The organism is Arthrobacter sp. FB24, from assembly GCF_000196235.1.
In the GTDB taxonomy this organism is placed as follows: Bacteria; Actinomycetota; Actinomycetes; order Actinomycetales; family Micrococcaceae; genus Arthrobacter.
Window position 1 is genome coordinate 3,629,269 of record NC_008541.1, and the last position, 22,778, is coordinate 3,652,046.

Annotated in this window: 21 protein-coding genes; 10 read left to right on the top strand and 11 right to left on the bottom strand. The window is 66.4% G+C overall.

Annotated features, from left to right (window positions below; genetic code table 11):
• Positions 1 to 13: 13 nt before the first annotated feature.
• The 3 genes from ARTH_RS16350 to ARTH_RS16360 are packed head-to-tail and all read right to left on the bottom strand — an operon-like array spanning position 14 to position 2,110.
• Positions 14 to 1,303 (bottom strand): hypothetical protein, encoded by a 1,290-nt coding sequence (locus ARTH_RS16350; RefSeq protein WP_011693049.1) that lies wholly within the window; start codon positions 1,301 to 1,303, stop codon positions 14 to 16.
• Positions 1,304 to 1,328: 25 nt separating this feature from the next.
• Positions 1,329 to 1,607, bottom strand: coding sequence for a PqqD family protein (locus tag ARTH_RS16355; protein ID WP_011693050.1), 279 nt, complete (start codon positions 1,605 to 1,607; stop codon positions 1,329 to 1,331).
• A gap of 2 nt (positions 1,608 to 1,609) precedes the next feature.
• On the bottom strand, positions 1,610 to 2,110 hold the full coding sequence (locus ARTH_RS16360) for a hypothetical protein (RefSeq protein WP_232223536.1): 501 nt from the start codon (positions 2,108 to 2,110) through the stop codon (positions 1,610 to 1,612).
• 360 nt (positions 2,111 to 2,470) lie between these two features.
• On the opposite strand from ARTH_RS16360, the gene ARTH_RS16365 reads away from it, so the two are divergent.
• Complete coding sequence (locus tag ARTH_RS16365) at positions 2,471 to 4,156, top strand: HNH endonuclease signature motif containing protein (protein WP_011693052.1); 1,686 nt, start codon at positions 2,471 to 2,473, stop codon at positions 4,154 to 4,156.
• Between the two features lie 108 nt (positions 4,157 to 4,264).
• Here ARTH_RS16365 and ARTH_RS16370 read toward each other — a convergent pair whose 3' ends face one another.
• On the bottom strand, positions 4,265 to 4,570 hold the full coding sequence (locus ARTH_RS16370) for a hypothetical protein (protein ID WP_043429988.1): 306 nt from the start codon (positions 4,568 to 4,570) through the stop codon (positions 4,265 to 4,267).
• Positions 4,571 to 5,190: 620 nt separating this feature from the next.
• Between ARTH_RS16370 and ARTH_RS16375 the strand changes: the two genes are divergently transcribed.
• Together ARTH_RS16375 and ARTH_RS16380 are read left to right on the top strand one after the other, a co-directional pair.
• A complete protein-coding gene (locus tag ARTH_RS16375) occupies positions 5,191 to 5,814 on the top strand; it encodes an arsenate reductase/protein-tyrosine-phosphatase family protein (protein WP_011693054.1) in 624 nt (207 codons plus the stop codon).
• Between the two features lie 52 nt (positions 5,815 to 5,866).
• Positions 5,867 to 7,000, top strand: a complete 1,134-nt coding sequence (locus ARTH_RS16380) for an LCP family protein (RefSeq protein WP_011693055.1) — start codon at positions 5,867 to 5,869, stop codon at positions 6,998 to 7,000.
• 181 nt (positions 7,001 to 7,181) lie between these two features.
• Here the strand turns inward: ARTH_RS16380 and ARTH_RS16385 are convergent, their stop codons facing one another.
• A complete protein-coding gene (locus tag ARTH_RS16385; RefSeq protein WP_011693056.1) occupies positions 7,182 to 7,496 on the bottom strand; it encodes a hypothetical protein in 315 nt (104 codons plus the stop codon).
• Positions 7,497 to 8,022: 526 nt separating this feature from the next.
• On the opposite strand from ARTH_RS16385, the gene ARTH_RS16390 reads away from it, so the two are divergent.
• Complete coding sequence (locus ARTH_RS16390; protein ID WP_011693057.1) at positions 8,023 to 10,242, top strand: S9 family peptidase; 2,220 nt, start codon at positions 8,023 to 8,025, stop codon at positions 10,240 to 10,242.
• Positions 10,243 to 10,341: 99 nt separating this feature from the next.
• On the opposite strand, the gene ARTH_RS16395 is transcribed toward ARTH_RS16390, so the two are convergent.
• Positions 10,342 to 11,526: a metallophosphoesterase family protein gene (locus tag ARTH_RS16395; protein WP_011693058.1), complete on the bottom strand. Its 1,185-nt coding sequence runs from the start codon at positions 11,524 to 11,526 to the stop codon at positions 10,342 to 10,344.
• Between the two features lie 224 nt (positions 11,527 to 11,750).
• On the opposite strand from ARTH_RS16395, the gene ARTH_RS16400 reads away from it, so the two are divergent.
• Together ARTH_RS16400 and ARTH_RS16405 are read left to right on the top strand one after the other, a co-directional pair.
• Positions 11,751 to 12,455 carry a hypothetical protein gene (locus ARTH_RS16400; protein ID WP_043430965.1) on the top strand — a complete coding sequence of 235 codons (705 nt, stop codon included), beginning with the start codon at positions 11,751 to 11,753 and terminating at the stop codon, positions 12,453 to 12,455.
• 36 nt (positions 12,456 to 12,491) lie between these two features.
• Complete coding sequence (locus ARTH_RS16405; RefSeq protein WP_011693060.1) at positions 12,492 to 14,930, top strand: hypothetical protein; 2,439 nt, start codon at positions 12,492 to 12,494, stop codon at positions 14,928 to 14,930.
• Positions 14,931 to 15,057: 127 nt separating this feature from the next.
• On the opposite strand, the gene ARTH_RS16410 is transcribed toward ARTH_RS16405, so the two are convergent.
• Positions 15,058 to 15,615, bottom strand: coding sequence for a GNAT family N-acetyltransferase (locus ARTH_RS16410; RefSeq protein ID WP_011693061.1), 558 nt, complete (start codon positions 15,613 to 15,615; stop codon positions 15,058 to 15,060).
• Between the two features lie 123 nt (positions 15,616 to 15,738).
• Between ARTH_RS16410 and ARTH_RS23955 the strand changes: the two genes are divergently transcribed.
• Entirely contained in the window at positions 15,739 to 15,960 is a 222-nt protein-coding gene (locus tag ARTH_RS23955) for a hypothetical protein (RefSeq protein ID WP_156810696.1), read from the top strand.
• A 25-nt stretch (positions 15,961 to 15,985) separates the two neighbouring features.
• Here the strand turns inward: ARTH_RS23955 and ARTH_RS16415 are convergent, their stop codons facing one another.
• Positions 15,986 to 16,336 carry a hypothetical protein gene (locus ARTH_RS16415; RefSeq protein WP_011693062.1) on the bottom strand — a complete coding sequence of 117 codons (351 nt, stop codon included), beginning with the start codon at positions 16,334 to 16,336 and terminating at the stop codon, positions 15,986 to 15,988.
• Between the two features lie 195 nt (positions 16,337 to 16,531).
• On the opposite strand from ARTH_RS16415, the gene ARTH_RS16420 reads away from it, so the two are divergent.
• Positions 16,532 to 16,738 (top strand): DUF2945 domain-containing protein, encoded by a 207-nt coding sequence (locus ARTH_RS16420; protein WP_011693063.1) that lies wholly within the window; start codon positions 16,532 to 16,534, stop codon positions 16,736 to 16,738.
• A 4-nt stretch (positions 16,739 to 16,742) separates the two neighbouring features.
• The gene (locus ARTH_RS16425) at positions 16,743 to 17,945 is read left to right on the top strand and encodes an NAD(P)/FAD-dependent oxidoreductase (RefSeq protein WP_011693064.1); all 1,203 of its coding nucleotides are present in this window, start codon (positions 16,743 to 16,745) and stop codon (positions 17,943 to 17,945) included.
• 100 nt (positions 17,946 to 18,045) lie between these two features.
• Here the strand turns inward: ARTH_RS16425 and ARTH_RS16430 are convergent, their stop codons facing one another.
• The gene (locus ARTH_RS16430; protein WP_011693065.1) at positions 18,046 to 19,206 is read right to left on the bottom strand and encodes an acetate kinase; all 1,161 of its coding nucleotides are present in this window, start codon (positions 19,204 to 19,206) and stop codon (positions 18,046 to 18,048) included.
• Positions 19,207 to 19,329: 123 nt separating this feature from the next.
• Between ARTH_RS16430 and ARTH_RS16435 the strand changes: the two genes are divergently transcribed.
• The gene (locus ARTH_RS16435) at positions 19,330 to 19,593 is read left to right on the top strand and encodes a hypothetical protein (protein WP_011693066.1); all 264 of its coding nucleotides are present in this window, start codon (positions 19,330 to 19,332) and stop codon (positions 19,591 to 19,593) included.
• Positions 19,594 to 19,631: 38 nt separating this feature from the next.
• Here the strand turns inward: ARTH_RS16435 and pta are convergent, their stop codons facing one another.
• The gene (pta, locus tag ARTH_RS16440; protein ID WP_011693067.1) at positions 19,632 to 21,743 is read right to left on the bottom strand and encodes a phosphate acetyltransferase; all 2,112 of its coding nucleotides are present in this window, start codon (positions 21,741 to 21,743) and stop codon (positions 19,632 to 19,634) included.
• Between the two features lie 48 nt (positions 21,744 to 21,791).
• Positions 21,792 to 22,703, bottom strand: coding sequence for a helix-turn-helix transcriptional regulator (locus ARTH_RS16445; protein WP_052309720.1), 912 nt, complete (start codon positions 22,701 to 22,703; stop codon positions 21,792 to 21,794).
• Positions 22,704 to 22,778: the final 75 nt, after the last annotated feature.

Below are 22,778 nucleotides of genomic sequence, written 5' to 3' on the forward strand. Positions count from 1 at the left end.
ACACGGTCGGCGGCTAGTCGCCGCCCTGCTCCAAGACTGATTTGGCGATGAGCTGCCCCGCGGCTGCGGCGACGGCGGCCCGGTAGTCCTCCGGGCGGCCGTGCACTTCGCCTACTTGTTCTGCCAACTGGTCCAGCGGAACTGCGCTGGCCGTGGCGTCCCAGATGGCCGGTCCGATCCCGCTCAGGCGCACGATCTCGGATTCCAGCATCACCAGCAGGTCGCCCTCGACAGCCACGGCATCCAGTGGTTCCACCCGGCGGATCCAGCCGTCCGGAATCTCTCCCGCTTCGGCTTCGGCTGCCGCCGCTGCCGCGCGGGCTTCCCACGCGGGCTTCGAGCGGCGCTGCTTTTTGAAGAGCGGTTCCAGGGCCTGGGTCAGGTCCGCGGCCTCCGAGTACGTTACTTGCCAGACTCCGCCCACACGGTCAATCAGCCGGCACAGTGACTGCAGCGGCTCGTCAATCTCGGCCTGCGAGGACGAATCCGGGATGAGGGCGAGCAGTGCGTCCGCCAGTGGGAGTTGGCGGAGGGTTGGTTCGTGGTGCGCTTCTTGGTGTGCTTCTTGGTCTGGTTCAACCCGGTTGAGGTCGATCCGGTCGAGCTCGATCCGATCGAGCAGGACGATGGACTGGATGAACGGCTTGGGCGGTGCCGGCTGGAGCCCCAGCTCATCCGGACCCACCTGATGCTTGGGTGAACCGGGCCCCCGCTTCACGGACAACGGCTTGGGGTAGGGCAGCACCGAACCGTCGGGCCCGATGGCGACCGTTTCGTCCGTGACATACCCGTACGTCCCGGCCAGCACCGAGGCCGCGGTGGTCTTTCCCGTTCCGGATTTGGCAACGAGCGCCACCACGGCGCCGGTAGCCAAGTCCGCGACGCCGCAGGCGTGGAGCATCATGAACTCGCCCGCGTTCTCCAGGATGGCCGCGACCGTGAGCCGGGAGGTCAGGTTCTCAGCCAGCTCCTCAAAGGAGGCTGCCTGCAGGGGGAACGTCCCGCCGTCGTGCATTAACGACAAGTACGAAACGGAGGCGGAGAACGGAAGGGATTCCGTGGGCTCCTTGGCGAGCGGCGGGATCAAGGCGTCCCGGGTGCTGGCACAGCGCGACCAGGCCGAGCGCATGCTGTGCTGCTGTTCGAGGGTGACCGAGCGGCCCCAGCGGACGGCGAACTGCGTGCCCAGGACGTCGACCCTGAGCAGTTCGCCGCCGCCCTTGAGGTCCTCAAAAATCCACTCGCCGGGGAAGTCCCAGTCGAGCTGCGGATTGGCTCCGCGCTCTTTGTCCTCGCCTTTCATGACTCCCCCATCAGTCCTGCCGGTGTTAGTTTGCGGTGGCTGCGGTCTCGATGAGGCGCTGGGCCTCAAGGCTGGCCAGGAAGGCTTCGACCTGAGGCGCCAGCTCGCCAGCCGCGTCCTCGAAGGCGGCTTCCAGTTCGGCGATGACGTCCGACTGGTCGCGACGGCCGTCGATCAGTTCCCAAATCGTTGCCGCCGTACCTTCGAGGACCACCGGCTGGGTTGCGTCCAAGTGGAGCAGGGCAACCCTGTTTGTTGACTCGGTGCGGACTTCGGCGACGAGGGTGGAGTGGTGGTAGATCATGGCTAGTATGTGACCGTCAGGGCGCCCGTCATTACCCGGTCCGTGCCATCCGGAAGCCTGAGGGTAATGGTCAACGTGTAGGAGAACTGCGTACCCTTCTTGGGTGCCGGGTTCACAGACTGGTACTGGAATGCGACAGGGAAGTTTGCGGTCTGACCGCTCGCTATGTTTACCGCCGAGGTGAAGGAACCGCTGTAAACGTGCGCGGCCGAATAGGACGGCAAAGTCGGCGGCACCTGTGAAATGGACTGCATCCCGACACCCGCATCGACCGTCCCAGCGGGAGTGATGTTGATGGTTCCACTTATCGAGCCGTTAATGGCACTGCCGGTGTTTTGGATCTGGAAGCCCGTGGGACCCGTACCCGAGCGGTTGGTGCCCGAACCTGTGCCCGCTGAACTGACATACGTGATGATCGAAGCAGGGCCCACCAATGCTGCGGTGGCACTAATCCCCGACGCCGCTGCGGCCGGAGCCGCGATGGCCGTAACGATAACGGGCACTGACCAGGCCACACCTTTTACTACCCTGCGGCGGCTGAACCCGCCCTCTTCGATGCTCGTGACCTTTGAGTTCAGAACCTCAGACAATTGCGCCCCCACATAGATCTCGACTGGGGCCAGCCCTCATGGACCGGCCAGATGCTTTCACCGCGTTTCCGCCGGTTGCACCCACTTTCCCCAACGACGCCAAAGGTTCACGCAACCGTTTTGAAAGATTCCGTCAAGGTTTTCTGTGCATGGAGAATTGAGCGTTAGGGCGGAATTGAGATTTCACCGCCGCCAGGACGGGCCACGGCTTTCTCGGTTTTGCACCGCGATGAAGCGGGCTTAAATGTCGGACCCCTTTGGCAGAGTTATCCCATGGAAGCCGTTGGAGAATTCGCCCCGAACCAGGCCTTGCGCCTAGGGCGGATTTCCGACGCGCCTTTCGAACCGGCCGCGCCGAAGCGGACGCTGAGGGCCGTGCCGCCGGCTGAGCTCACCGTCGGCCGGCCAAAGCCGTTAGCGTTCGACGGCGGCGGGTCCCGTGGTCTGGCCAGGTGCCTTGCGCTGCTGGAGGCCATCAGTTCGACGGCGGTTGCCGACGCTGCGGGGATGCGCTTCCCGGAGGCTGCTGACTTCGCTGCCAGGGTGGAGGACATCTCCCGCGCCGCTGAATATTTGCAGGTGGTTGCTGCCGGGGCTGTGGACCGGTCCCGGCGGGAGGCTATTTCTGCTGCTGTGCGGGCTGGTGCGGGCCGTGGCGCGGCGGTTGGCTGGACCACCGGGTGGGGCAACGAGACGGCTGTTCACGGGCCGATCGGCTGGGCGGCCGGAACGGAGGCCCAGCCCGCGGACGCCGGAAGTGACGCGGCTGAAGGGATACCTGCGGCAACGCCGAAGACGAACGATCCGGATCCGGCCGATGACGGGTGCCGGAACACTACCGGGTTCCTCCGTATGAGGTTGCGGATCGGTGCCGGCGAAGCCCGCCGCCGGCTCGCCCTCGCCGAAGCCGTGTTGCCCCGGGCCGGGATCACCGGCCACCCCCAAGAACCGGAACGGCCCGAACTGGCAGCGGCCGTCGCATCCGGGTCCGTGGGCTCCCGGTCCGCGACCATCATCACCCTCGCCCTGGACCGGGTCCGCCACCACGCCACCGAAGACACCACGGCCCGGATGGAACACGCCCTGACCCGCACCGCGGCAGAGCACGACACCGATTTCGTGACCCGCATCGCCCGGCAGTGGACAGAGGCGATCGACCAGGACGGCAGCGAACCCTCCGAGGAGGAACTCCGCCACCGGCAGGGCGTGTTCATCCGGAAACCCCGCCGCGGACTACAGCACGTGGAATTCTTCGCCACCCCGGACCAGTACGAACCCCTCCTGACCGTCATGAACACCGCCACCAACCCCCGCACCCAACCAGAAGCGGCTGAAGGCAACGACGGAACCATTAGCGGCGAGGGCGGCCTGGACCGGCGGACCCGGCCCCAGCAACTCCTGGACGGCCTCGTCAGCGCCGCCAAAACCGCCCTCGCCACCGGATCACTTCCGGCTGCAGGCGGTTTGCGTCCCCAGGTCATGGTCACCATCGACTACCGCGACCTCCTCGACACACTCGAACAGGGCACCCCAGGCAGGGGCACCGGCTCATTCACGTTCACCGGGCCCGTCACCGCCGCCACGGTCCGGAAGATCGCCTGCGACGCCGACATCATCCCCGTCCTGCTCGGCGGCCAGGGCCGCGTCCTGGACATCGGCCGCACCACGAGGATCTTCCCGCCCCACATCCGCAAAGCCCTCACCGCCCGCGACCAGGGCTGCGCCTTCCCGGGCTGCACCATCCCCGCCCCGTGGTGCGAAGCCCACCACACCACCTACTGGTCACACGGCGGAACCACCAGCACCGACAACGGCACACTGCTCTGCTCCCATCACCACCACCTGATCCACAAAGAGCAGTGGCACATCCAGGTCAAAACCGGGATCCCCTGGTTCATCCCGCCACCCCACATCGACCCACACCAACAACCACGAAGGAACAGCTACTTCAGATGCTGATCGTTCAGGCGCTGAATAGAGGACTCAGCACGGGCTCCTTCAAGGAAGCCTGAGTGGCTACCGCCTAATCCCGGACCTTCGTCGTGGGGTGTTTACGGTAGGTCGCGGCTACAGGTGGAACAGGGCACTGGTAGCCAGAACCGTCGGCTCCTGCTTGCCGTGCTCTTGGAAAGTCACCTCGGTGGTCAGCAGGAAGTCGCCGCGGTCGCTGTTCCTTCCACGGTAGCTATGGCCGCCGAAGTCGAAGTCCAGCTGCGTTGAACCGGGTGCCACAACGCAGGTGAAGTCAGCGGTGAACGTATTACCCGCGCGCTTCAGCGTCGGCGGAAGGGATACCGTTCCCACATCCACATATGAAAACGCCACCGAGACATCACCGGTGGCCCGCGTGACCGGGCTGACGGTCGTGCGCACGCTTACGGAACCGGTAACGGCTCCGAGTCCAGCCAGGCTGAGCCGAACAGGCACTTTGACGGCAGGGCGGAGATGGGCGGTCCCATGAGGATGCGACGTCGAAGGGAGGGGCCGAATACCCGAATGGAACACAGCCGACGCCTCCGTGGCCGCGGCCGGAGCCGGGATCCGCTCGGCAGGAACAGGGGTGACCTGAGTGGGCGGGGCCGGGATCAGCCCGGCGGGAACAGGGGTGACCTGAGTGGGCGGGGCCGGGATCCGTCCTTCGGCACCAGGGAGGACCGGGGCCTGTAAGGGCCGTGCGCCTCCCCATACCCGGGTTCGGCGGCTGACTCCGGCATGTTCCTTTGTGCGATAGGCGATCTCTGACATCTTCGTCCCCCCGTAGCATTCGGTTGGGCCTCCCCCGCCGGGCCGCCCAGCTGCTTTGGCCGTGTTCTTCACCGGTTGACCCCACTGTGCCTCTTAGGCCTCTACATTCCCGCAACCGACCGGCAAGATTCGATCAAGATCTGCCGGTTCTCCTTGGCGGTTTGCCCCCGGACAGGAACAGTCTGCATGTTAAGTTGAAGATCAGGGATCGCACCGATCTGACAGCAACTCTGGAAAGAGCCCTCACCGTGGAATCGCCAACGCCCGTACGGATCCTCACAGTCTGCACGGGAAACATCTGCCGCTCCCCCGTGGCCGAACGCCTGCTGCAGGCGGGCCTGGACCAGGTCCTGCCCGGCGGCTTCGAAGTCCGCAGCGCCGGCACCCGCGCCATGGTGGGCAACCCCATCCAGCCGCTCTCCGCCGACATCGTGAACATGTACGGCGGCACGGACAAGGGTTTCACTGCCCGGCAGCTGACCCAAAAGATCCTCCGGGACACGGACATCGTTCTGACCATGACCTCCAAGCACCGCGGCGAGGTGCTGCAGCTGGATGCCTCCCTGCTCAAGCGCACCTTCACCATCCGTGAATTCGCGCGCATGCTGGAAGCACTCGAAGAACGCGACGCCGCGGGCGAAGCCACCGGCACGGCAGCCGCCGAAAAAGCGTCCGACGCCGGCACGATGTGGCGCGGCCTGCCCGCCCGCCTCGCCTCCGTCCGGCACCTCGCCCTGGCAGCGGACAGCGCGGACAACGAAGTGATCGACCCCTACAAGCGTGGCCCCGAGGTGTACCGCCAGATGGAAGACGAGCTGGCCCCCGCCATCCTCACCATCCTCCGCTACGCCCGGCTCAACACGCCCGCATAGACAGGACTTTCGGCGTCGTCCTTTTCCGCATCAGCGGTGGTAGCGTCCGGTTATGGACAACCAGTCTGATCCGGAAGGAACGGCTGAAAGCAAGCCGCCGCAGGGAAATTTCGCATGGCTCCCCGCCTGGCTGCGCCGGCAGCCCACCTGGCTCAAGGCGGTCCTGGCGATGGTCCTGGTGATCGCCCTGGGCAGCACCGCCTACGCCTTCTCGCAGTTGGGCCGCGGCGGACAGCCCGGACCCGCCGCCAGCGGAATTACGACGGCGGAAGGCGGCACCGCCTCCCCGTCGCCGTCCGAGCCGGCACCAGCGCCCGCGCCCGCCCCGCCGCCGGCACCTGAACCGCCAAACGTGGCCATGAACGTCCTGATCATCGGCAGCGACAGCCGCGGGGACTCGCGGGCAGAGGAGGCCCAGGCCGCCGCCGGAACACCGGCCGATCAGCGCGGCGACGTCCTGATGCTCATCCATATCCCCGCCGACCGGCAAAAGATTTACGGCATCTCGATCATGCGCGACATGTGGGTGAACATCCCCGGCTACGGCGAATCCAAGATCAACGCCGGACTGGAACTGGGCGGCATACCGCTGATGGTCCGGACTGTTGAGTCGGTGTTCAACACGCACATCGACCACGCCGTGATGGTGAGCTTCCCCGGGCTGTGGGCTGCCACCGACGCCCTGGGCGGCGTGGACGTGAACGTCACCGTGCCCTTCCAGTCCACCCACGACACCCGCCAGAACTTTCCGGCGGGCGTCAACCACCTCACCGGCGGCCAGGCTTTGGAGTTCGTCCGCGAGCGCTACGCCTTTGCCGACGGCGACTTCCAGCGCATCCGCAACCAGCAGACGTTCCTCAAAGCCGTCATCAGCAAGTTCATGAGCTCCGGCACCCTCACCAACCCCCAGACGGTGCTGGACGTGGTCAACGCCGTGCGTCCGCACTGGACCGTCAGCCCGGGCCTCACGGTGGAAACCATGGCACGGCTGGGCTACAGCCTGCGTGATGTGGGGCCCGAGGACGCCATTTTCTTCCGGCTGCCCGACGGCGGTTTCGGCACCAGTACCGACGGGCAGTCGATCGTTCTCCAGAATCCAGCCGCGATTGGAGCTGTATCCGCAGCACTCGCCAGCGGCACCCTGGCCGACTACGTGGCGGCCAACGGCTTCCAAAACGGGAACTGAGGGCTCCTCCACCACGCACAGGTACAACTGCAGGCGATTAGGTGCCTACACAGTTGGCTGGTGGGTGGGACGATGCTGGTGAGCCGGACAACGGTGGCGACGTGCCGCCGTCGTACTTCCGCCGTTTTAGTTCTGCCGTTTTAGTTCTGCCGTTTTAGTTCTGCCGTTGAACGCCTGCCGCTTAGGCGGCGAGGCTCATGGGTGCCCAGCCCGTCGGAGCCAAAACGCTGATGTTGCATTCCGACTGCAGCGGATCAATCGACTCCGGCAGGTGATGGGATTCCGAACATGCCTGCAGCTGCTCCATTGCAGCCGGCTCAACACGTGCGTGGCTCACATCCACCACCAGGTGGAGTCCTTCCTTCAAATGATTTGCCCTCTTCACAACCACATACAGTGCCTGGATGCTTTTGGCCGTCACATGGCCCTGCGCTGCTACTTCTGCCTCTCCGCAATCGAGGTCGAGCCGTACTAAAACCTTGAGTTTGTCGTTCAAGTGTTTCCCCTATTCCTGCATGGCCGCGACGCTGCGACCGCCATCAGCCTATGGAGCGAATGTGACCTACGCAACACTCCGCGTCACATGCGGACCGACCGGCGTTATGAACGGCGCGGACCGTTGAACCCGGCCGCGCCGTGGGGTAATGGGTGGTAGTCACGCAGAGACCCTGGTGGAGCCCGTTGGCATGGTGGCTCATTTCACGTGAGCTAAGGGCCGGCGGCGCCTGGGGAAGCCTCGGTCTCAGAAGGCTTGTCACCGCCGGCCCAGCTCAACGTGATCCGGATCGTTGTCCGGGCCAGTTATCGGACTGGCGGGAGTTCCCAGGGGGACCAGGTCCTCCGCCGACCGACTCCTAAAGACTATTTACCGTCAACATCCTGTGCGTGAGTGGCCACTACTTGTCTTTATGTTGCTCGAGTAACGCGATGTGCAACGCGCTACGCAGGGCATAAGCGGACCACTCTATCCCCCGGTAGCGAACGCGTGTGCCTCTGGCGGAATAGCTTTATATATTGAGTCAATGACCCAGACTCCAGTGCAGCACCCAGCCGACAACACCCCTGCGGCCGCCGCCCCCGTAGCCAGGAAGGTCCCGTTCGAACGGACCCACCACGGCGACACTTTCGTGGACAACTACGAATGGCTGCGGGCCAAGGACTCCGCGGATGTGGTGGAGCACCTCAAGGCGGAGAACGCCTACCAGGAGGCGGTCACCGCCCACCAGGAACCGCTGCGCGAAGCCATCTTCCAGGAAATCAAGGGACGCACCCAGGAGACAGACTTGTCTGTTCCGAACCGCAAGGACGGCTGGTGGTACTACACCCGTTCGGTCGAAGGCAAGGAATACGGCATCCAGTGCCGCGTCCAGGCCCAAAATACCGGGGATCCGGTGGCCGACTGGACGCCCCCGGCGGTGGAGGCCGGCGTCGAACTTTCCGGTGAAGAAGTCCTGCTGGACTGCAACGTCGAAGCCGAAGGCAAGCCGTTCTTCGCGGTCGGCGGCACCGCCGTGACCGTGGACGGCAACCTCTACGCCTACGCCGTGGACAACGCCGGCGACGAACGCTTCACGCTGCGCTTCAAGGACCTGCGCACCGGCGAGATGCTGCCGGACGTCATCGAGAACATCTTCTACGGCGTCTCCTTCTCCCCCGACGGCACACGCCTGTTCTACACCGTGGTGGACGACGCCTGGCGCCCCTACCAGGTGAAGTCGCACGTGCTGGGCACGCCGGTCACCGACGATGAGGTGATTTACCAGGAGGACGACGTCGCCATGTGGCTGGGCTTCGACCTCTCCTCCGACCGGCGGCACCTCGTGCTGAGCATCGGCTGCTCCGAGTACAGCGAGACGCGGCTGCTCCGCTTTGACGATTACGACGCCGGACTCAGCACCGTGATCTCCCGCGACGAACGCGTCCTCTACGAGGCCGAGCCGTTCCTGCTGGATGGCGCAGAGAAGATCCTGGTCACCCACAACCGGAACGCCATCAACTCCATGGTGTCGCTTGTGGACGCCTCCGAGCTCGCCAAGCCGCTGGCCGAGCAGCAGTGGACCACCGTCGTCGAACATTCCGACCAGGTGCGCGTCAACGGCGCGGGCGTCACGTCCACGCACGTGATTGTGTCCGTCCGCAAGGACACCATCGAGCGCGTCCAGGTGCTGGCCCTGGCCGGACTGGGCACGCCCGCGCAGGGCGATCCGGTGGAGCCTGCATTCGACGAGGAGCTGTACACCGCCGGCGTCGCAGGCTCCGATTACGAGGCCCCCGTGATCCGGATGGGCTACACCTCCTACTTCACGCCGTCGCGCGTGTACGACTTCGTGCTTCCCACCCCCGAGCAGCCGGCGGGCGAGCTGCTGCTCCGCAAGGAGAGCCCGGTGCTGGGCGGCTACTCCCCGTCCGACTACGTGGCCACCCGGGAATGGGCGACCGCGGCCGACGGCACCCGCATTCCGCTCTCGGTGCTGCGGCACGCGTCAGTGTCCCGCGATTCCTCCGCGGCCGGGCTCGTGTACGGATACGGCTCCTACGAGCTGAGCATGGACCCGGGCTTCGGCATCCCGCGGCTGTCCCTGCTGGACCGCGGGATCGTGTTCGTGATCGCGCACATCCGTGGCGGCGGCGAGCTGGGCCGGCACTGGTACGAGGACGGCAAGAAGCTCCACAAGAAGAACACGTTCACGGACTTCATCGCGGCCACGGACTGGCTCGCTTCGTCCGGGTGGGTTGATCCCGCGCGGATTGCGGCGATGGGCGGTTCCGCGGGCGGGCTGCTGATGGGCGCCGTGGCCAACCTGGCGCCGGAAAAGTATGCGGCCATTGTGGCGGCCGTGCCGTTCGTGGACGCGCTCACCACCATCCTGGACCCCGAGCTGCCGCTGTCCGCCCTGGAATGGGAGGAATGGGGCAACCCGATCACGGACCCCGAGGTGTACGCGTACATGAAGTCCTACACTCCCTACGAGAACGTTGGGCCGCTGCCGTATCCGAAGATCGCCGCCGTGACCTCGTTCAACGACACCCGCGTGCTGTACGTGGAACCGGCCAAGTGGGTGCAGGCCCTGCGCTCTGAAACCACCGGGGCGGAGCCGATCGTGATGAAGATCGAGATGGACGGCGGCCACGGCGGAGCGTCCGGCAGGTACGTCCAGTGGCGCGAACGGGCCTGGGACTATGCCTTCGTGGCCGACTCCGTAGGCGCGACGGAACTGCTGCCGGGGGCCGGGATTAAGTAGGGGTTCCGGCCTAGCCGCACGGACCCCCGCGATTTGACGATTTTGGCCGCTATGCGAGGTGCATAGCGGCCAAAATCGTCAAATCGATGAGTGTGCGGGTTACCTCTGCTCCGGCCCCAACGGGAGCGGAACGATGGGCTGGTCGTTGGCCGCGAGGTCGATGCCGAAATCCTTCGCGAAAACGAGCCGGGTGTCCTTGTAGATTCCCGGGTGGTTCTCGTCCAGCTCGAAGACCCGGGCTCCGCGCAGACGGTTACGGTCGGCGCCAGGCAGTCCATAGGCACCGAACCCTGTTCCGGGGGCGTAGCCCAGCTGAACGCCATAGTAGTTACCCATGTACGTGTTCACGTGATCGTGCCCCACGAAGTATCCGAGCACGTCCCCGCGTTCCAGGAATGCGTTGAACAGGCCGGAGTTGATGGGCCCGGGGCATTCGTCTTCGTTGCGCTCCCCCACAATGCTGTGCTTCGTGAGTGCCCGGGCGTGATCAGCGTCGGTTCGTGAGTCAAGGCTGGAGAACCACATGTTGCGGTGCTCATGAAGCGCGATGTGGCCCCACATGAGAGACGGTACCTTCTTGCCGTATTTCTGCTCGGTTGCGATGGACAGATTCCGGTACCAGCTCACCTGATCCATGCGTACCCAGTCCCAGTCCGGGTAGCCCTCGAAGTCCTGGCCGTTGATGGTGTCCGGAGCGTAGCGGCCGGTGTCGATGAGCCACAGCCCAAAGGCCGGAGCCTTGGACCGCGAGGACTGCACCAGCAGCTGCGAGTTGGAGGTGCCGGTGAGCTCCGGGGCGGAATCAGCGTTCACATTGAACTCGTAGCTCTGCAGGAACTGCAGCATTTTGGCTTCGGTCATACCCGTTCGCTGCACTGAATCTTCGTCGTGGTTGCCGAACGTCACGGCCCACGGGATCTTCCGGATTTCCATGGGCTGGACCACGTGGTTGAGTGCCTGCTTGACCTCAAGTTCCGAGTCGCAGCCGCCGTTGATCACATCTCCGTTGATCACCACAAAGTCCGGCTTCTCGGCTTCCAGGGTCCGGTTCATCAGCTCGATCGTGCGACGGTCCGTCTGCTCGTCGTCCTGGGTGTCGTTGAACTGGACAATCTTGAACCTGCCGTCCGGGCGGAAGAGCAGGCTCGGCTTTGGCGCCTTCGCACCCGGCGCCGCCTGGCTGCCGGCCGCTGCGGCCACGGTGATTCCCAGCGCGCCAAGCGTTCCGGCAGCAGCGAGTGCCGCTCTCCTGCTGAGTTTGGGCTGGTCGATACTGGTGTTCATTGAGACCTCTCGTTGCTGATGCTGCACAGAGGCGGCCGCAGTTCCGGGCCGCCGTTATGCCCAGACAGTAGGAGAGGCAGACGTCGCGCCCTGAAACGCGCGGTGAACTGCCGGTGTGTACCCAAAATATGATCATCATGCTTACTATTGACTGGCATTAGGCACATCGGTGTAGAAACTGCTCACTGGGGGCAGCAGAAACCGTGCCGGAACTGGAGTTATTCGTGAGCACTGAACAGGGTTTGACACCGCTTTCCGACGACGAACTGATGGCACAGGGCGGCACCGCGCTTCCGGACAAGGAAGTGGCCTCCGTCCTGGACCTGAATGCCGACCTTGACCTGGGCATCAACGCTGCAGCACCCATCGACCTGGCCGTGGCAGCCAACGCCAACGTGGCGGCCCCGATCGACGCGGCAGCCTCCGCAAACATCCTCTCCTACGGCTCCGAGTCCCAGGCCCTCGCAGACCAGGGCGTGATCATCGATCAGGGGATCACCGCTGACGCCACGGCGGATTCCACCCAGGACAGCACCATTGACCAGGCGCCCGACAGCACGGGCGCCGATTCCACCGACGGCGGTGCTACTGACGGAACCACCGCTGACGGAACCGCCGACGGCACCCTGCCCGAGGGCTCAACGTCCGACGTCGGCGCCTTGCCGGTGGATCCCTCTGCAGCCCTGGACGGGGACCTTCTGAACGTCAATGTGGACCTGGCCGCCGACGCGGACATCGCAGCCCCGATCAACGGCGCGGTTGCGGCCAATGCCAACGTGGCTGCACCGATCGACGCGGCCGTGGCCGCCAACATCGGATCCATCGACAGCGACGCATTCGCGGTGGCCCAGCAGGATGCCATCATCAGCCAGCACATTGACGGCGAAGCCACCGCTACCGCCGACCAGCAGTCCGATCTCCGCCAGTAACGCCCGGAATCCGACGTCAATGATGAGCACGTCCTCATGAGTACAGTGCACGGCGGGCCGTCCCGGTTGGACGGCCCGCCGGCCTCTTACGCGCCCACCACCGCCGGACGCCAGCCGGAAGACTCCGGGCCCGCTGTTGATTTGCCCGACGTTCCCTTCCGGGCCGACGGCATCGAGCTGATCGGCGAAACACAGGGATCCGGCTACCGCGAGCCGCCCTCGCTGGTGAGGCGCGCCGACGGGCAGGCCATCCAGCTCACCCGCCTGCTTTACTTGGTACTCGAGGCGATCGACGGCAACCGCAGCGTCGACGAGGTTGCAGAGCATGCCAGCGCCCGCTTCGGCAGGCTGGTCAGCCCGGACAACGTCCGCACGTTGATCAGCTCGCAGCTGCTGCCCCTGGGACTGCTCCGGCTGGCCGACGGTTCGCAGCCGGAGGTCAGGAAAGCCGACCCGCTGCTGGGGATGCGCTTCCGCTACACCGTCACCGATCCGGACCGCACGCGGAAACTGACCGCCCCGTTTGCAGCGCTCTTCAATCCGCTCATCATCGTGGCGGTGTGCGCAGCGTTCCTCGCTTCCTGCTGGTGGGTGCTGATGGTCAAGGGACTCGGCTCCGCCACGCACGACGCCTTCGCCAACCCGGCCCTGGTGCTGCTGGTCCTGGCCGTCACCGTTTTGTCCGCCGGCTTCCACGAGTTCGGCCATGCCGCCGCCGCACGCCGTGGCGGTGCCACGCCGGGAGCGATGGGCGCCGGCCTCTACCTGATCTGGCCCGCTTTCTTCACCGACGTCACCGACTCCTACCGGCTGGGCCGCGGCGGCCGGATCCGCACGGACCTTGGCGGACTGTATTTCAACGCGATCGTGGCCGTGGCCATCATGGGTGTCTGGTGGGCCACCGGTTTCGACGCGCTGCTGCTGGTGGTGGTCACCCAGATCCTGCAGATGGTCCGGCAGCTCCTCCCCCTGGTCAGATTCGACGGCTACCACATCCTGGCCGACGCCACCGGGGTCCCGGACCTCTTCCAGCGCATCAAGCCGACCCTGTTGGGACTGCTGCCCTGGCGCCGGTCGGACCCGGAGGCCCAGGTGCTCAAGCCTTGGGCCCGGGCCGTGGTGACCATCTGGGTGCTGGTCACCGTGCCGCTGCTGTTGTTCAGCCTGGCAATGATGGTGATCTCACTGCCGCGGCTTCTGGGCACGGCGTGGGCCAGCGTGCTCAAACAACAGTCCCAGCTGACCGACAGCCTCGCTGCCGGGGACGTCGCCGGCGCCGCCGTCCGCGCCCTGGCGATCGCCGCCGTCGCGCTGCCCGTGGTGGGCATCTTCTACGTCCTGCTGCGCCTGGTCCGTCAGCTGACCACGGGGCTCTGGCAGAAGACCCGCGGCAAGGCAATCCAGCGCGGGGTCGCGATGGCCGCCGTCGCTGCTGTGACCGCCGGCCTGGCCTGGGCGTGGTGGCCCGGAGCGGACACGTACCGGCCGGTGCAGCCGTACGAACGCGGCACCCTGGCTGACGTTACGACGGCGGTGTTCCCCACGGCGTCGTCCACAACGCTTCGGGAAGGACGCGCGGGAAAGACTGTGGCACTGTGGCCTGCGGGTGCAGCCAAGCCCACGAGGGAACAGCCCCAGCTGAGCATGGTGATGGTGCCCCGCACGGGTCCAGCCGCCGCCGGCACCCCGGACGCCGGCAGCGGTGCCGCCGCACCGCCGTCGTGGGTGTTCCCGTTCAACCAGCCGGCCGCACCCGAAGAGGGCGACAACCAGGCGCTGGCGGTCAACACGCAGGACGGCTCGGTGGTGTACGACGTCGCCTTCGCGCTCGTCTGGGCCGAGGACGGCGAACCGGTGGACACCACCAACGAGGCCTACGCCTTCGCCAGCTGCTCCGACTGCGCCGCGGTGGCAGTGGGTTTCCAGGTGGTGCTGATCGTGGGCCAGGCGGATGTGATTGTTCCGGAGAACCTGTCCGCAGCCGCGAACTACAACTGCGTCCGGTGCCTCACGTATGCGCTGGCCAACCAGCTGGTGCTCACGCTGGACGGACCGCTCAGCGGTGACGGCATGGCCCGGCTCAACGCGCTGTGGGCCGAGATTGCCGAATTCGGGCGGAACCTGCAGAACGTTCCGCTGTCCGAAATCCAGGGACGCCTCGAAGGATTCAAGGAGCAGGTCATGGAGATCGTCCGGAACGACCCCAGCGCCACCAAGGGCGCCGCGACGTCCGCGACACCAAGCTCCACGGCTACCGCGACCCCCGGATCCAGCCAGGCCCCCTCACCCGGAGCCACGGCGGCGCCAACGGTCCCCGCAGGAGCGACGACGGCGGATCCGGCGCCCGCTGCTCCCGCCACCGGAGGTGCGGCAACGGAGACACCAGCTGCGACTGCGGAGCCGACGATCACGCCGACCGTGACGCCGACGGAACCGGCACTGGCCACACCTGGACCCACGTCGAACGGCGAGTAAGGCTGTCCGTCGAGTGGGCCTGACGGTGGATGAGCCTGCCGAAGCCCCGGGCGATTTGCCGATTTTGGCCGCTATGCGAGGTGCGTAGCGGCCAAAATCGTCAAATCGATGAGTGTGCGGGTTACCGTCAACGCGTCCGTGCAGCCCATTCGTCACGCAGGATGGCGTAGACAACTTCCGTGGCCCACTCCCCCTTGTACCGCCACTTGTCCACATGCTTGGCCTCGAGGCGCATGCCCAGCCGCTCGCAGATGGCTGCCGATGCCGTGTTCAGCGCATCCAGCTTGGCGTCGATCCGGTGGAAGTTCAGGCCCTCAAAGCCGAGCTTAAGCACCGCCTCGGCCGCTTCGGTGGCGTAGCCGTGGCCGCGCGCTCCTGGGGCCAGGCTCCAGCCCACCTCGGCCTGCCCGAAGCCCGGTAGCCATTTGAGCACCACCTCGCCGATCAGGCCGGGCGAGTCCGCGGCCTCGATGGCCAGCGCCACCCAGTCGCCCTCCTGGTCGAACACAAAATTGGCGTACTTGCCCACCCGTTCCATGCACTGCGTGTAGCTCTTGGCCTCCCCTGGCAGGAACCGCGCGGTGCCGGGCAGCGAGTGGTAGGCATGGAAGGCGTCAAGGTCCGCGGCTTCGAAGCGGCGCAGGACCAGGCGTTCGGTGCGGATGGGCAGTCTGATGTCCGGCATGGATTGAGCGTACCCTCCTGCAATTCGCCTGGCTTGCGGGGTGCGGCCACCCACTTACCCCAACCCCGGGAACCGGGCAGTCCCGGTCCGGAAGCTCCCAAGGGCTCGGCACTGAACAGTGCCTTGACCGCTCTCCGCGTCGGCCACGGACTTGCACTGGCCCGACAGGTCGACCGTTTGGCCGGGCTCTACAGTCTCCGCTCGGACGAGGTGGCGGCCTTCATGGTCCGGCAGCGGGCATTCAGGATCGGCTCGGTCACGATGAAGGCGGCCGCACGCACGCCCAAGGGGCGCAGGTACTCCTCTTCGAGGCCGAACACCTGGGAGCGCACTTCGGCGGACTGACGTCCAGTCCGATGTCCGGCAAGGCCTATGAGCCGCTGGGTCCGAGCGGTTGAGGCGCCTGACTGTCCGCGGGCCGGGCAGAACCCTTGAGCTCAACAAAAAAAGTGTGAGTTTCGGTTTCCCCGATGTTTTCTCCGGAATGATCCTGCGCGGGCAGCCAGCGGACCACCCCGGGCGGCAGCTCCACTTCCACGGAATTCCCGTTTGAGGTAATACGACGGCGGAAAGCACTGAGCGTAATCATCACGCTGTCGGGATGGCTGTGCTCAGTGGTCTTATGCCCGGGTATGTCCGTGTACTCGAGGACGCGGACCAGCTCGTTTTCGAAAGCCACCCGGTAATTCTCCGGATTCGTGTCAACAGGATCGTTCGCCATGGACGGACTTTACGCCTGCGCAACTGCTCAGACCAGAGACCTGGGATCCCCCGGTTGCCCCAGCCCGTGACCGCCGCCGGCGACGCCAGGAAGCTAACCATGCTTACTATTGTGTGCACCTCGTTTCCAGCCGGTTCAATTGGCAGAGGTTCAATTGGCCGGTTCAGCTGTCAGGGTCACACCGAAGGAGCAGTCATGGCGCTACGCAAGGGAACATCCGTGGAGTGGAACACGCCCCAGGGGCCCACCCACGGCAAGATCGTGGAGAAAAAGACCAGCGACTTCGACCTGGACGGAAACAAGCACCGCGCCAGCGAGGAAGAACCCCAGTACGTGGTGGAGTCCGCGAAGACGGGTGCACGCGCAGCCCACAAGGCATCCGCCCTGACCGAGAAGGGCTAGGGCCGTGCCCGCGCGGGAGCACCACGACGTCCTGATCATTGGCGGCGGCAATGCCGGAATCTCCCTGGCGGCGCGCCTGCACCGCTACGGCGTCAAGGACGTGGCCGTGGCCGAGCCCAAAGACCACCACCTCTACCAGCCGCTGTTCTCCCACATTGCCGGCGGCCGGGCCACCGCCTCCGAGGCCATCCGGCCGCAGGCTTCCGTCACCCCGCGGGGAGTGACGTGGCTGCACGGCGCTGCAGCCGGCGTCGACGCCGCCGCGAACACCGTCACGATGGCCTCCGGCGCCAAAATCACCTACGGCCACCTGGTGGTATGCCCCGGCCTGCAACTCGACTGGGACCAGGTTCCCGGCCTGGCCGAGGCAGTCCACTCGCCGCATGGCGCTTCCCATTACGAGTTCGAGCTGGCGCCAAAGGCCTGGACCCTGCTCAGCACCTTGAAGTCCGGCACCGCGGTATTCACCATGCCGGCCGGGCCCATCAAATGCGGCGGCGCCGCCCAAAAGCCCATGTACCTGGCCTGCGACTACTGGCGGGAACAGGGCGTCCTCGATGACATCCGTGTGGTGATGGTCCAGCCCTACCCCACCGTGTTCGGCGTCCCGGGCGTGGACGAGGAGCTGGACCGGAAAGTGGCCGAATACGGCATCGAGCTGCGGCTCAACAGCGAACTGGTCGCCGTGGACCCGGCGGCCCGGACGGCGCACATCCGGAACAACTCCGATGGCGGCACCGAGGAACTGAGATACGACGTCCTGAATGCGGTCCCGCCGCAGTCGGCGCCGGACTGGCTCAAGCGCAGCGACTTGCCCGCGCCCGGCGACGCGGGCGGCTTCGTGGAGGTGGACCCGGAAACCCTGCAGCATGTCCGCTACCCGAATGTCTGGTCCTTGGGCGATGCCGCGGGCACCACCAACTCCAAGTGCGGCGGAGCGTTGCGCAAGCAGGCCAAAGTGCTGGCGAAGAACCTGGTGGCGGCCCGGAAAGGCAAACCGCTAAAGCAGAAGTACAACGGCTACGCGGTGTGCCCGTTCACCGCCTCCCGGTCCACCGTGATCTTCGCGGAATTCGACGACCAGTACCGGCCGATGCCCACCATCCCGCGTGTCCCCACCTGGAAAGAAAGCCGGGCTTCCTGGGTGGTGGACCGCGACATCTTCCCGCAGGTCTACTGGAACCTCATCCTCAAGGGCCGCGCCTGAGCTGAAACGATTGCCACAAGTGAGAGAGCGTCCCGGGAAAGGCGGCCAAAAGTGAGAGAGCGTCCCGGGAAAGGCGGCCAAAAGTGAGAGAGCGTCCGGGTCAGGAGGCGGAATGCACGACGGCGGCGGTTGCCTCCGCGATGGCGCGCTCCTCGTCGGTGGGCACCACCAGGACAGGGATCAGGGACGCCGCGGTGGAAATCACGCGCGGTTCCTTGGACCGCTGACTGTTCAGCCCGGCGTCGAGCTCTACGCCCAGCGCCCCCAGCTTGTCCCCCACCAGCGCGCGGAACAGGTGCGAGTTTTCGCCGATGCCGGCGGTGAACACCAGGGCCTTGGCTCCGCCCACGGCCACGTGGTAGCCGCCGATGTACTTGGCCAGACGGTAGGACGCGACGGCGAGCGCCGTGGCCGCGCGGGCGTCGCCGGCTTCGGAGGCCTCCACCACGGAGCGCATGTCGTTGTTCCCGGCGAGGCCTTTGAGCCCGGATTCGCGGTTGAGCAGCGAGTCGATGTCCTCGGTGGACCAGCCGGCGCGGCCCAGGAACACCAGGATGGAGGGGTCGAGGTCGCCCGAGCGCGTGCCCATCACCAGCCCCTCCAGCGGGGTGAAGCCCATGGAGGTGTCCACGGACTTTCCGCCGCGGATGGCCGTGACGGAAGCGCCGTTCCCCAGGTGGGCGATCACGCCGTCGAACTCTTCCACCGGAAGGTCCAGCAGCGCCGCCGCCTGGTGGGACACGTACTCGTGCGAGGTGCCGTGGAAGCCGTAACGGCGGATTCCGTGGTTGGTGTACAGCGAGTCCGGCACCGCGTAGCGCCAGGCGTGCTCGGGCAGCGTGCGGTGGAAGGCGGTGTCGAACACGGCAACCTGCGGCATGTCCGGCCACTTCTTGGCGATGGCGCGGATGCCCAGCACGTTGGCGGGGTTGTGGAGGGGCGCCAGCGGGTTGAGCCGCTCGATGGCGCGGGTGATCTCGTTGTCGATCAGCACCGGCTCGCCGAAGCGCTCGCCGCCGTGCACCACGCGGTGGCCCACGGCATCCAGCGTCCTGTCGCCCAGCACTTCGTGGATGGCTGCGTCCACCTGCTCCAGAGCCTCCGCGTGGTCCCGCGGGCCCTCGATCTCGCCGTCACCTTCACCGCCGTTGCCCATGCCGATCTTTTCGATCAGTCCCTCGGTGAGGACGCTGTGCGATGCCACATCACGAACCTGGTACTTGAGCGAGGACGAACCGGAGTTGATGACGAGGACGAGCACTGGGCCTCCTAAGCCTTGGCTGCTGCGGTGGTCGGTGGAAGTTCGATCGTAGCGCCATTGCGAAAGGTTCTGCGGGCGCTTAGAGTCGGCGGACAAATTGGACTACGCAAGGAGGGCCTTTCCATGACCGACAACGCCAGCGAGCCGGACACCACTGCGGCGGACAACACTGCGCCGGACACCGGGGCGAAGAAGCCGGATCCCACCGGCGTCGAAGGCGCCAACCCGGCCCTGGACGACACCGGCAACGTCAAGGCAGCCGAGGTGGGCGACTCCCCCGAGCCGCCCGAGAACGTGGAGGACCTGGACCTCACCCCGGAAGGCCTGGCTGATGAGCCGGCCAAGCAGGAAGACCCGGACAGTCCCGCCGAGCCGGAAAACAGCTAGCGGGAGCCAGCTGACCGGCGCCGGGGCCGGCACCTCGGCTACGCGTGCGCGGCCGCGGCGGCCGGCTCTTGGACCGGCGCCACGGACTGCGCCTGCACCGCGGTGATGGCCACCGTGTTCACGATGTCCTCCACCGTGCAGCCGCGGGAGAGGTCGTTCACCGGCTTGCGGAGCCCTTGCAGGACGGGCCCGACGGCGACCGCCCCCGAGGACTGCTGCACCGCCTTGTAGGTGTTGTTGCCGGTGTTGAGGTCCGGGAAGATGAACACGGTGGCCTGCCCGGCCACGGACGATCCGGGCATCTTGGACTGCGCGATCGCTGCGTCCACGGCGGCGTCGTACTGGATGGGGCCTTCGACGGCGAGGTCCGGGCGGCGGCCCTTCACCAGTTCGGTGGCCTGCCGGACTTTGTCCACGGCCTCGCCTGTTCCGGACCCGCCGGTGGAGTAGGACAGCATCGCCACGCGCGGCTCCACGCCGAACTGCGTGGCCGTCTCGGCCGAGGCCAGCGCGATGTCTGCCAGCTGCTCCGCGTTGGGGTCCGGGTTGACCGCGCAGTCGCCATACACCAGCACCCGGTCCGGCATCAGCATCAGGAACACCGAGGAGACGATCTTCACGCCGTCGCGGGTCTTCACGAACTCCAGCGCCGGACGGATGGTGTGGGCGGTGGTGTGCGCGGCACCGGACACCATGCCGTCCACCACGCCCAGCTGCACCATCATGGTGCCGAAGTAGCTGCCGTCCAGCATGACCTCCAGGGCCCGGGCCAGGTCCACGCCCTTGTGCGCGCGGAGCTCCGCATACTTCTCGGCAAACTGCCGGCGCAGTTCGGACGTGGCGGGATCCACGATGGTCATGCCGGAGAGGTCAATGCCCTGTGTGGACGCCAGCTCCCGGACGTCCGACTCGTTGCCCAGGATGGTGAGGTCGCAGACGTCCCGCCGGTGCAGGATCTCCGCCGCCCGCAGGATCCGCACGTCGTTTCCCTCGGGCAGCACGATGTGCCGGCGCTGCAGCCTGGCCCGCTCAATCAGGTCGTGCAGGAACCGCAGCGGCGTCATCCGCTCCAGCCGCGGCAGGTGCAGGCGTTCCACCAGCTCGGCCTCGTCCACCCGCCTGGCCCACAGCCCCAGGGCCGAGGCCACCTTGCGTCGGTGCCCGGACCAGATTTCACTGCGGACCTCGGACACCCGCTTGGCCGTGGTGTAGGTGTCGTCCGGGCTGGCGAACACGGGGAACGGCGCCTGCGCCAGCATCGAGTAGATGTTCGGTTCCGGGGCCAGGCCGCCGGTGAGGATCAGTGCTGACGGCACCGGGAACTCCGGCGAGAATGACGACGCCAGGCACGCGACCATCACGTCCGCACGGTCACCCGGCACGATCACCAGCGCGCCGTCGTCGAGCACGTGCAGGAAGTTGGCCACGCTCATGGCCGCCACCTTGATGGAGTGGACGTCGCGTTCCATGTCCTGCCGGCCGGCCACCTGGCCGACCCCCAGGGCCGTGGCCACCTCGCCGGTGGTGGGCCGGGCAATGTCCTCCAGCTCCGGGAACACATAAACGGGCCGGCCGGAGGCGCCGGGCTTCACGGCGGCCACGATCCCGTCCACGTCCTCCGGGTCCGCGCGGTTCACCATGATGGCCAGCAGGCTGCAGCGTTCCGCTGCCAGTTCCTTGCGGGCCACCTCGACGGCGTCAGCCGCCTCCTCGACCGTCCGCCCCTTCGCGCCGACCACCGCCACGATGGAGGCGGCCAGGTTGTTCGCGAGGCGTGCATTGAGGTCGAATTCGACGGCGGCGTCCTGGCCGGTGAGGTCGGTGCCCTCCACGATCACCACGTCGCAGTGCCGTGACATTTCGGCGAAGATCTCCACGCAGCGGGCGTCGATCTCCGCCCGGTTTCCCTCGGCCAGCAGGGCGCGGACCTCGGCATACGTCAGGCCGCCGCGGCAGCGGTCGTCGTCGAGATCGAAGCGGGACTTCATCAGCGCCACCATGGGGTCCGACGCGGCGTCGGGGCCGTGGACCACGGGCTTGAAAAAGCCGATACGGTCCGCATGCCGGTGCAGCGTGTCCGCAAGCCCCAGCGCTATGAGCGACTTACCGGATCCCGGTGTGGTCGCGCTGACGTAAATCCCCTTGGCCATGGTCCGCCCTTAGGTAGTGACGTGGTGGTGCTACGTCCCTCCATACTTTCACTTGTTGGCCGGGTTTCTCCACGAGGCTTGCGGGGCCGCCCCGAGAGCCAGTTCGGCGATTCGCTCTGTGGCGGCCCAGCTGGCGAGCAGCCGCAGGCGTTCGTCGGAGGGCGATCCGGGCACGGCCGGATAGACCGTGAGCCGGCAGCCCGGGTCCTCGGCGAGATCCATGGCTTCGTACGTGAGCTCAAGCTCCCCCACCACCGGGTGGTGGAACACCTTGGTGCCGGCGTAATGGCGGCGCACGTTGTGGGCTGCCCAGCGGGTCCGGAATTCCTCGCTGCGCGTGGACAGTTCACCGACGAGGTCCGCCAGGCGTTTGTCGAAGGGGTTCTGGCCGCTGTTGGTGCGCAGGATTGCCACGTTGGTGTTGGCCGCCAGTTCCCAGTTGGGGTAGAAGTCCCGGGCCTTGGGGTCAAGGAAGATGAAACGGGAGTGGTTGGCCGGCCGGGCGGGCCCGCGGTACATCTCGGAGTACAGGGCGTAGCCGAGCTGGTTGGCGGCCATAATGTCCATGTGCTGGTTGCCGATGAAGGCCGGCGCCCCGGTGATGGCGTCCAGCATGAACTGGAGGGCGGGCCGGACGTTCCCGCTCTGGATTGGGCGTGGCCTGCTCCTGCCGGAAGCGCCGGCCGCACGCGCAAGGTTGTAGAGGTGGTCCCGTTCGGCCTCGTCCAGTTTCAGTGCCCTGGCGATGGCGTCAAGCACGCTTTCGGAGGTGCCGGACAGGTTTCCACGTTCCAGCTTGGTGTAGTAATCCACACTGACCCCCGCCAGCATGGCGACCTCTTCCCGGCGCAAGCCGGGGACCCGCCGTCGTCCGCCAAAGAGCGTCAGTCCGGCCATTTCCGGGGTGATCTTGGCGCGTCTTGAGGCGAGGAATTCCCGCACCGCCATCCTGTTATCCACCCGTTCACGCTACACCGGGGCGGGCCGGCCGAGGGAGGTACTGCCAGAACCCGGATAAGGAGAGCCGTCGCTAGG

What these genes read in the sequence shown, in the direction of transcription:
- ARTH_RS16350 (WP_011693049.1), bottom strand. Translation starts at nt 1,303, where the DNA reads ATGAAAGGCGAGGACAAAGAGCGCGGAGCCAATCCGCAGCTCGACTGG.
- ARTH_RS16355 (WP_011693050.1), bottom strand. Translation starts at nt 1,607, where the DNA reads ATGATCTACCACCACTCCACCCTCGTCGCCGAAGTCCGCACCGAGTCA.
- ARTH_RS16365 (WP_011693052.1), top strand. Translation starts at nt 2,471, where the DNA reads ATGGAAGCCGTTGGAGAATTCGCCCCGAACCAGGCCTTGCGCCTAGGG.
- ARTH_RS16380 (WP_011693055.1), top strand. Translation starts at nt 5,867, where the DNA reads ATGGACAACCAGTCTGATCCGGAAGGAACGGCTGAAAGCAAGCCGCCG.
- ARTH_RS16390 (WP_011693057.1), top strand. Translation starts at nt 8,023, where the DNA reads ATGACCCAGACTCCAGTGCAGCACCCAGCCGACAACACCCCTGCGGCC.
- ARTH_RS16395 (WP_011693058.1), bottom strand. Translation starts at nt 11,526, where the DNA reads ATGAACACCAGTATCGACCAGCCCAAACTCAGCAGGAGAGCGGCACTC.
- ARTH_RS16405 (WP_011693060.1), top strand. Translation starts at nt 12,492, where the DNA reads ATGAGTACAGTGCACGGCGGGCCGTCCCGGTTGGACGGCCCGCCGGCC.
- ARTH_RS16410 (WP_011693061.1), bottom strand. Translation starts at nt 15,615, where the DNA reads ATGCCGGACATCAGACTGCCCATCCGCACCGAACGCCTGGTCCTGCGC.
- ARTH_RS16415 (WP_011693062.1), bottom strand. Translation starts at nt 16,336, where the DNA reads ATGGCGAACGATCCTGTTGACACGAATCCGGAGAATTACCGGGTGGCT.
- ARTH_RS16420 (WP_011693063.1), top strand. Translation starts at nt 16,532, where the DNA reads ATGGCGCTACGCAAGGGAACATCCGTGGAGTGGAACACGCCCCAGGGG.
- ARTH_RS16435 (WP_011693066.1), top strand. Translation starts at nt 19,330, where the DNA reads ATGACCGACAACGCCAGCGAGCCGGACACCACTGCGGCGGACAACACT.
- pta (WP_011693067.1), bottom strand. Translation starts at nt 21,743, where the DNA reads ATGGCCAAGGGGATTTACGTCAGCGCGACCACACCGGGATCCGGTAAG.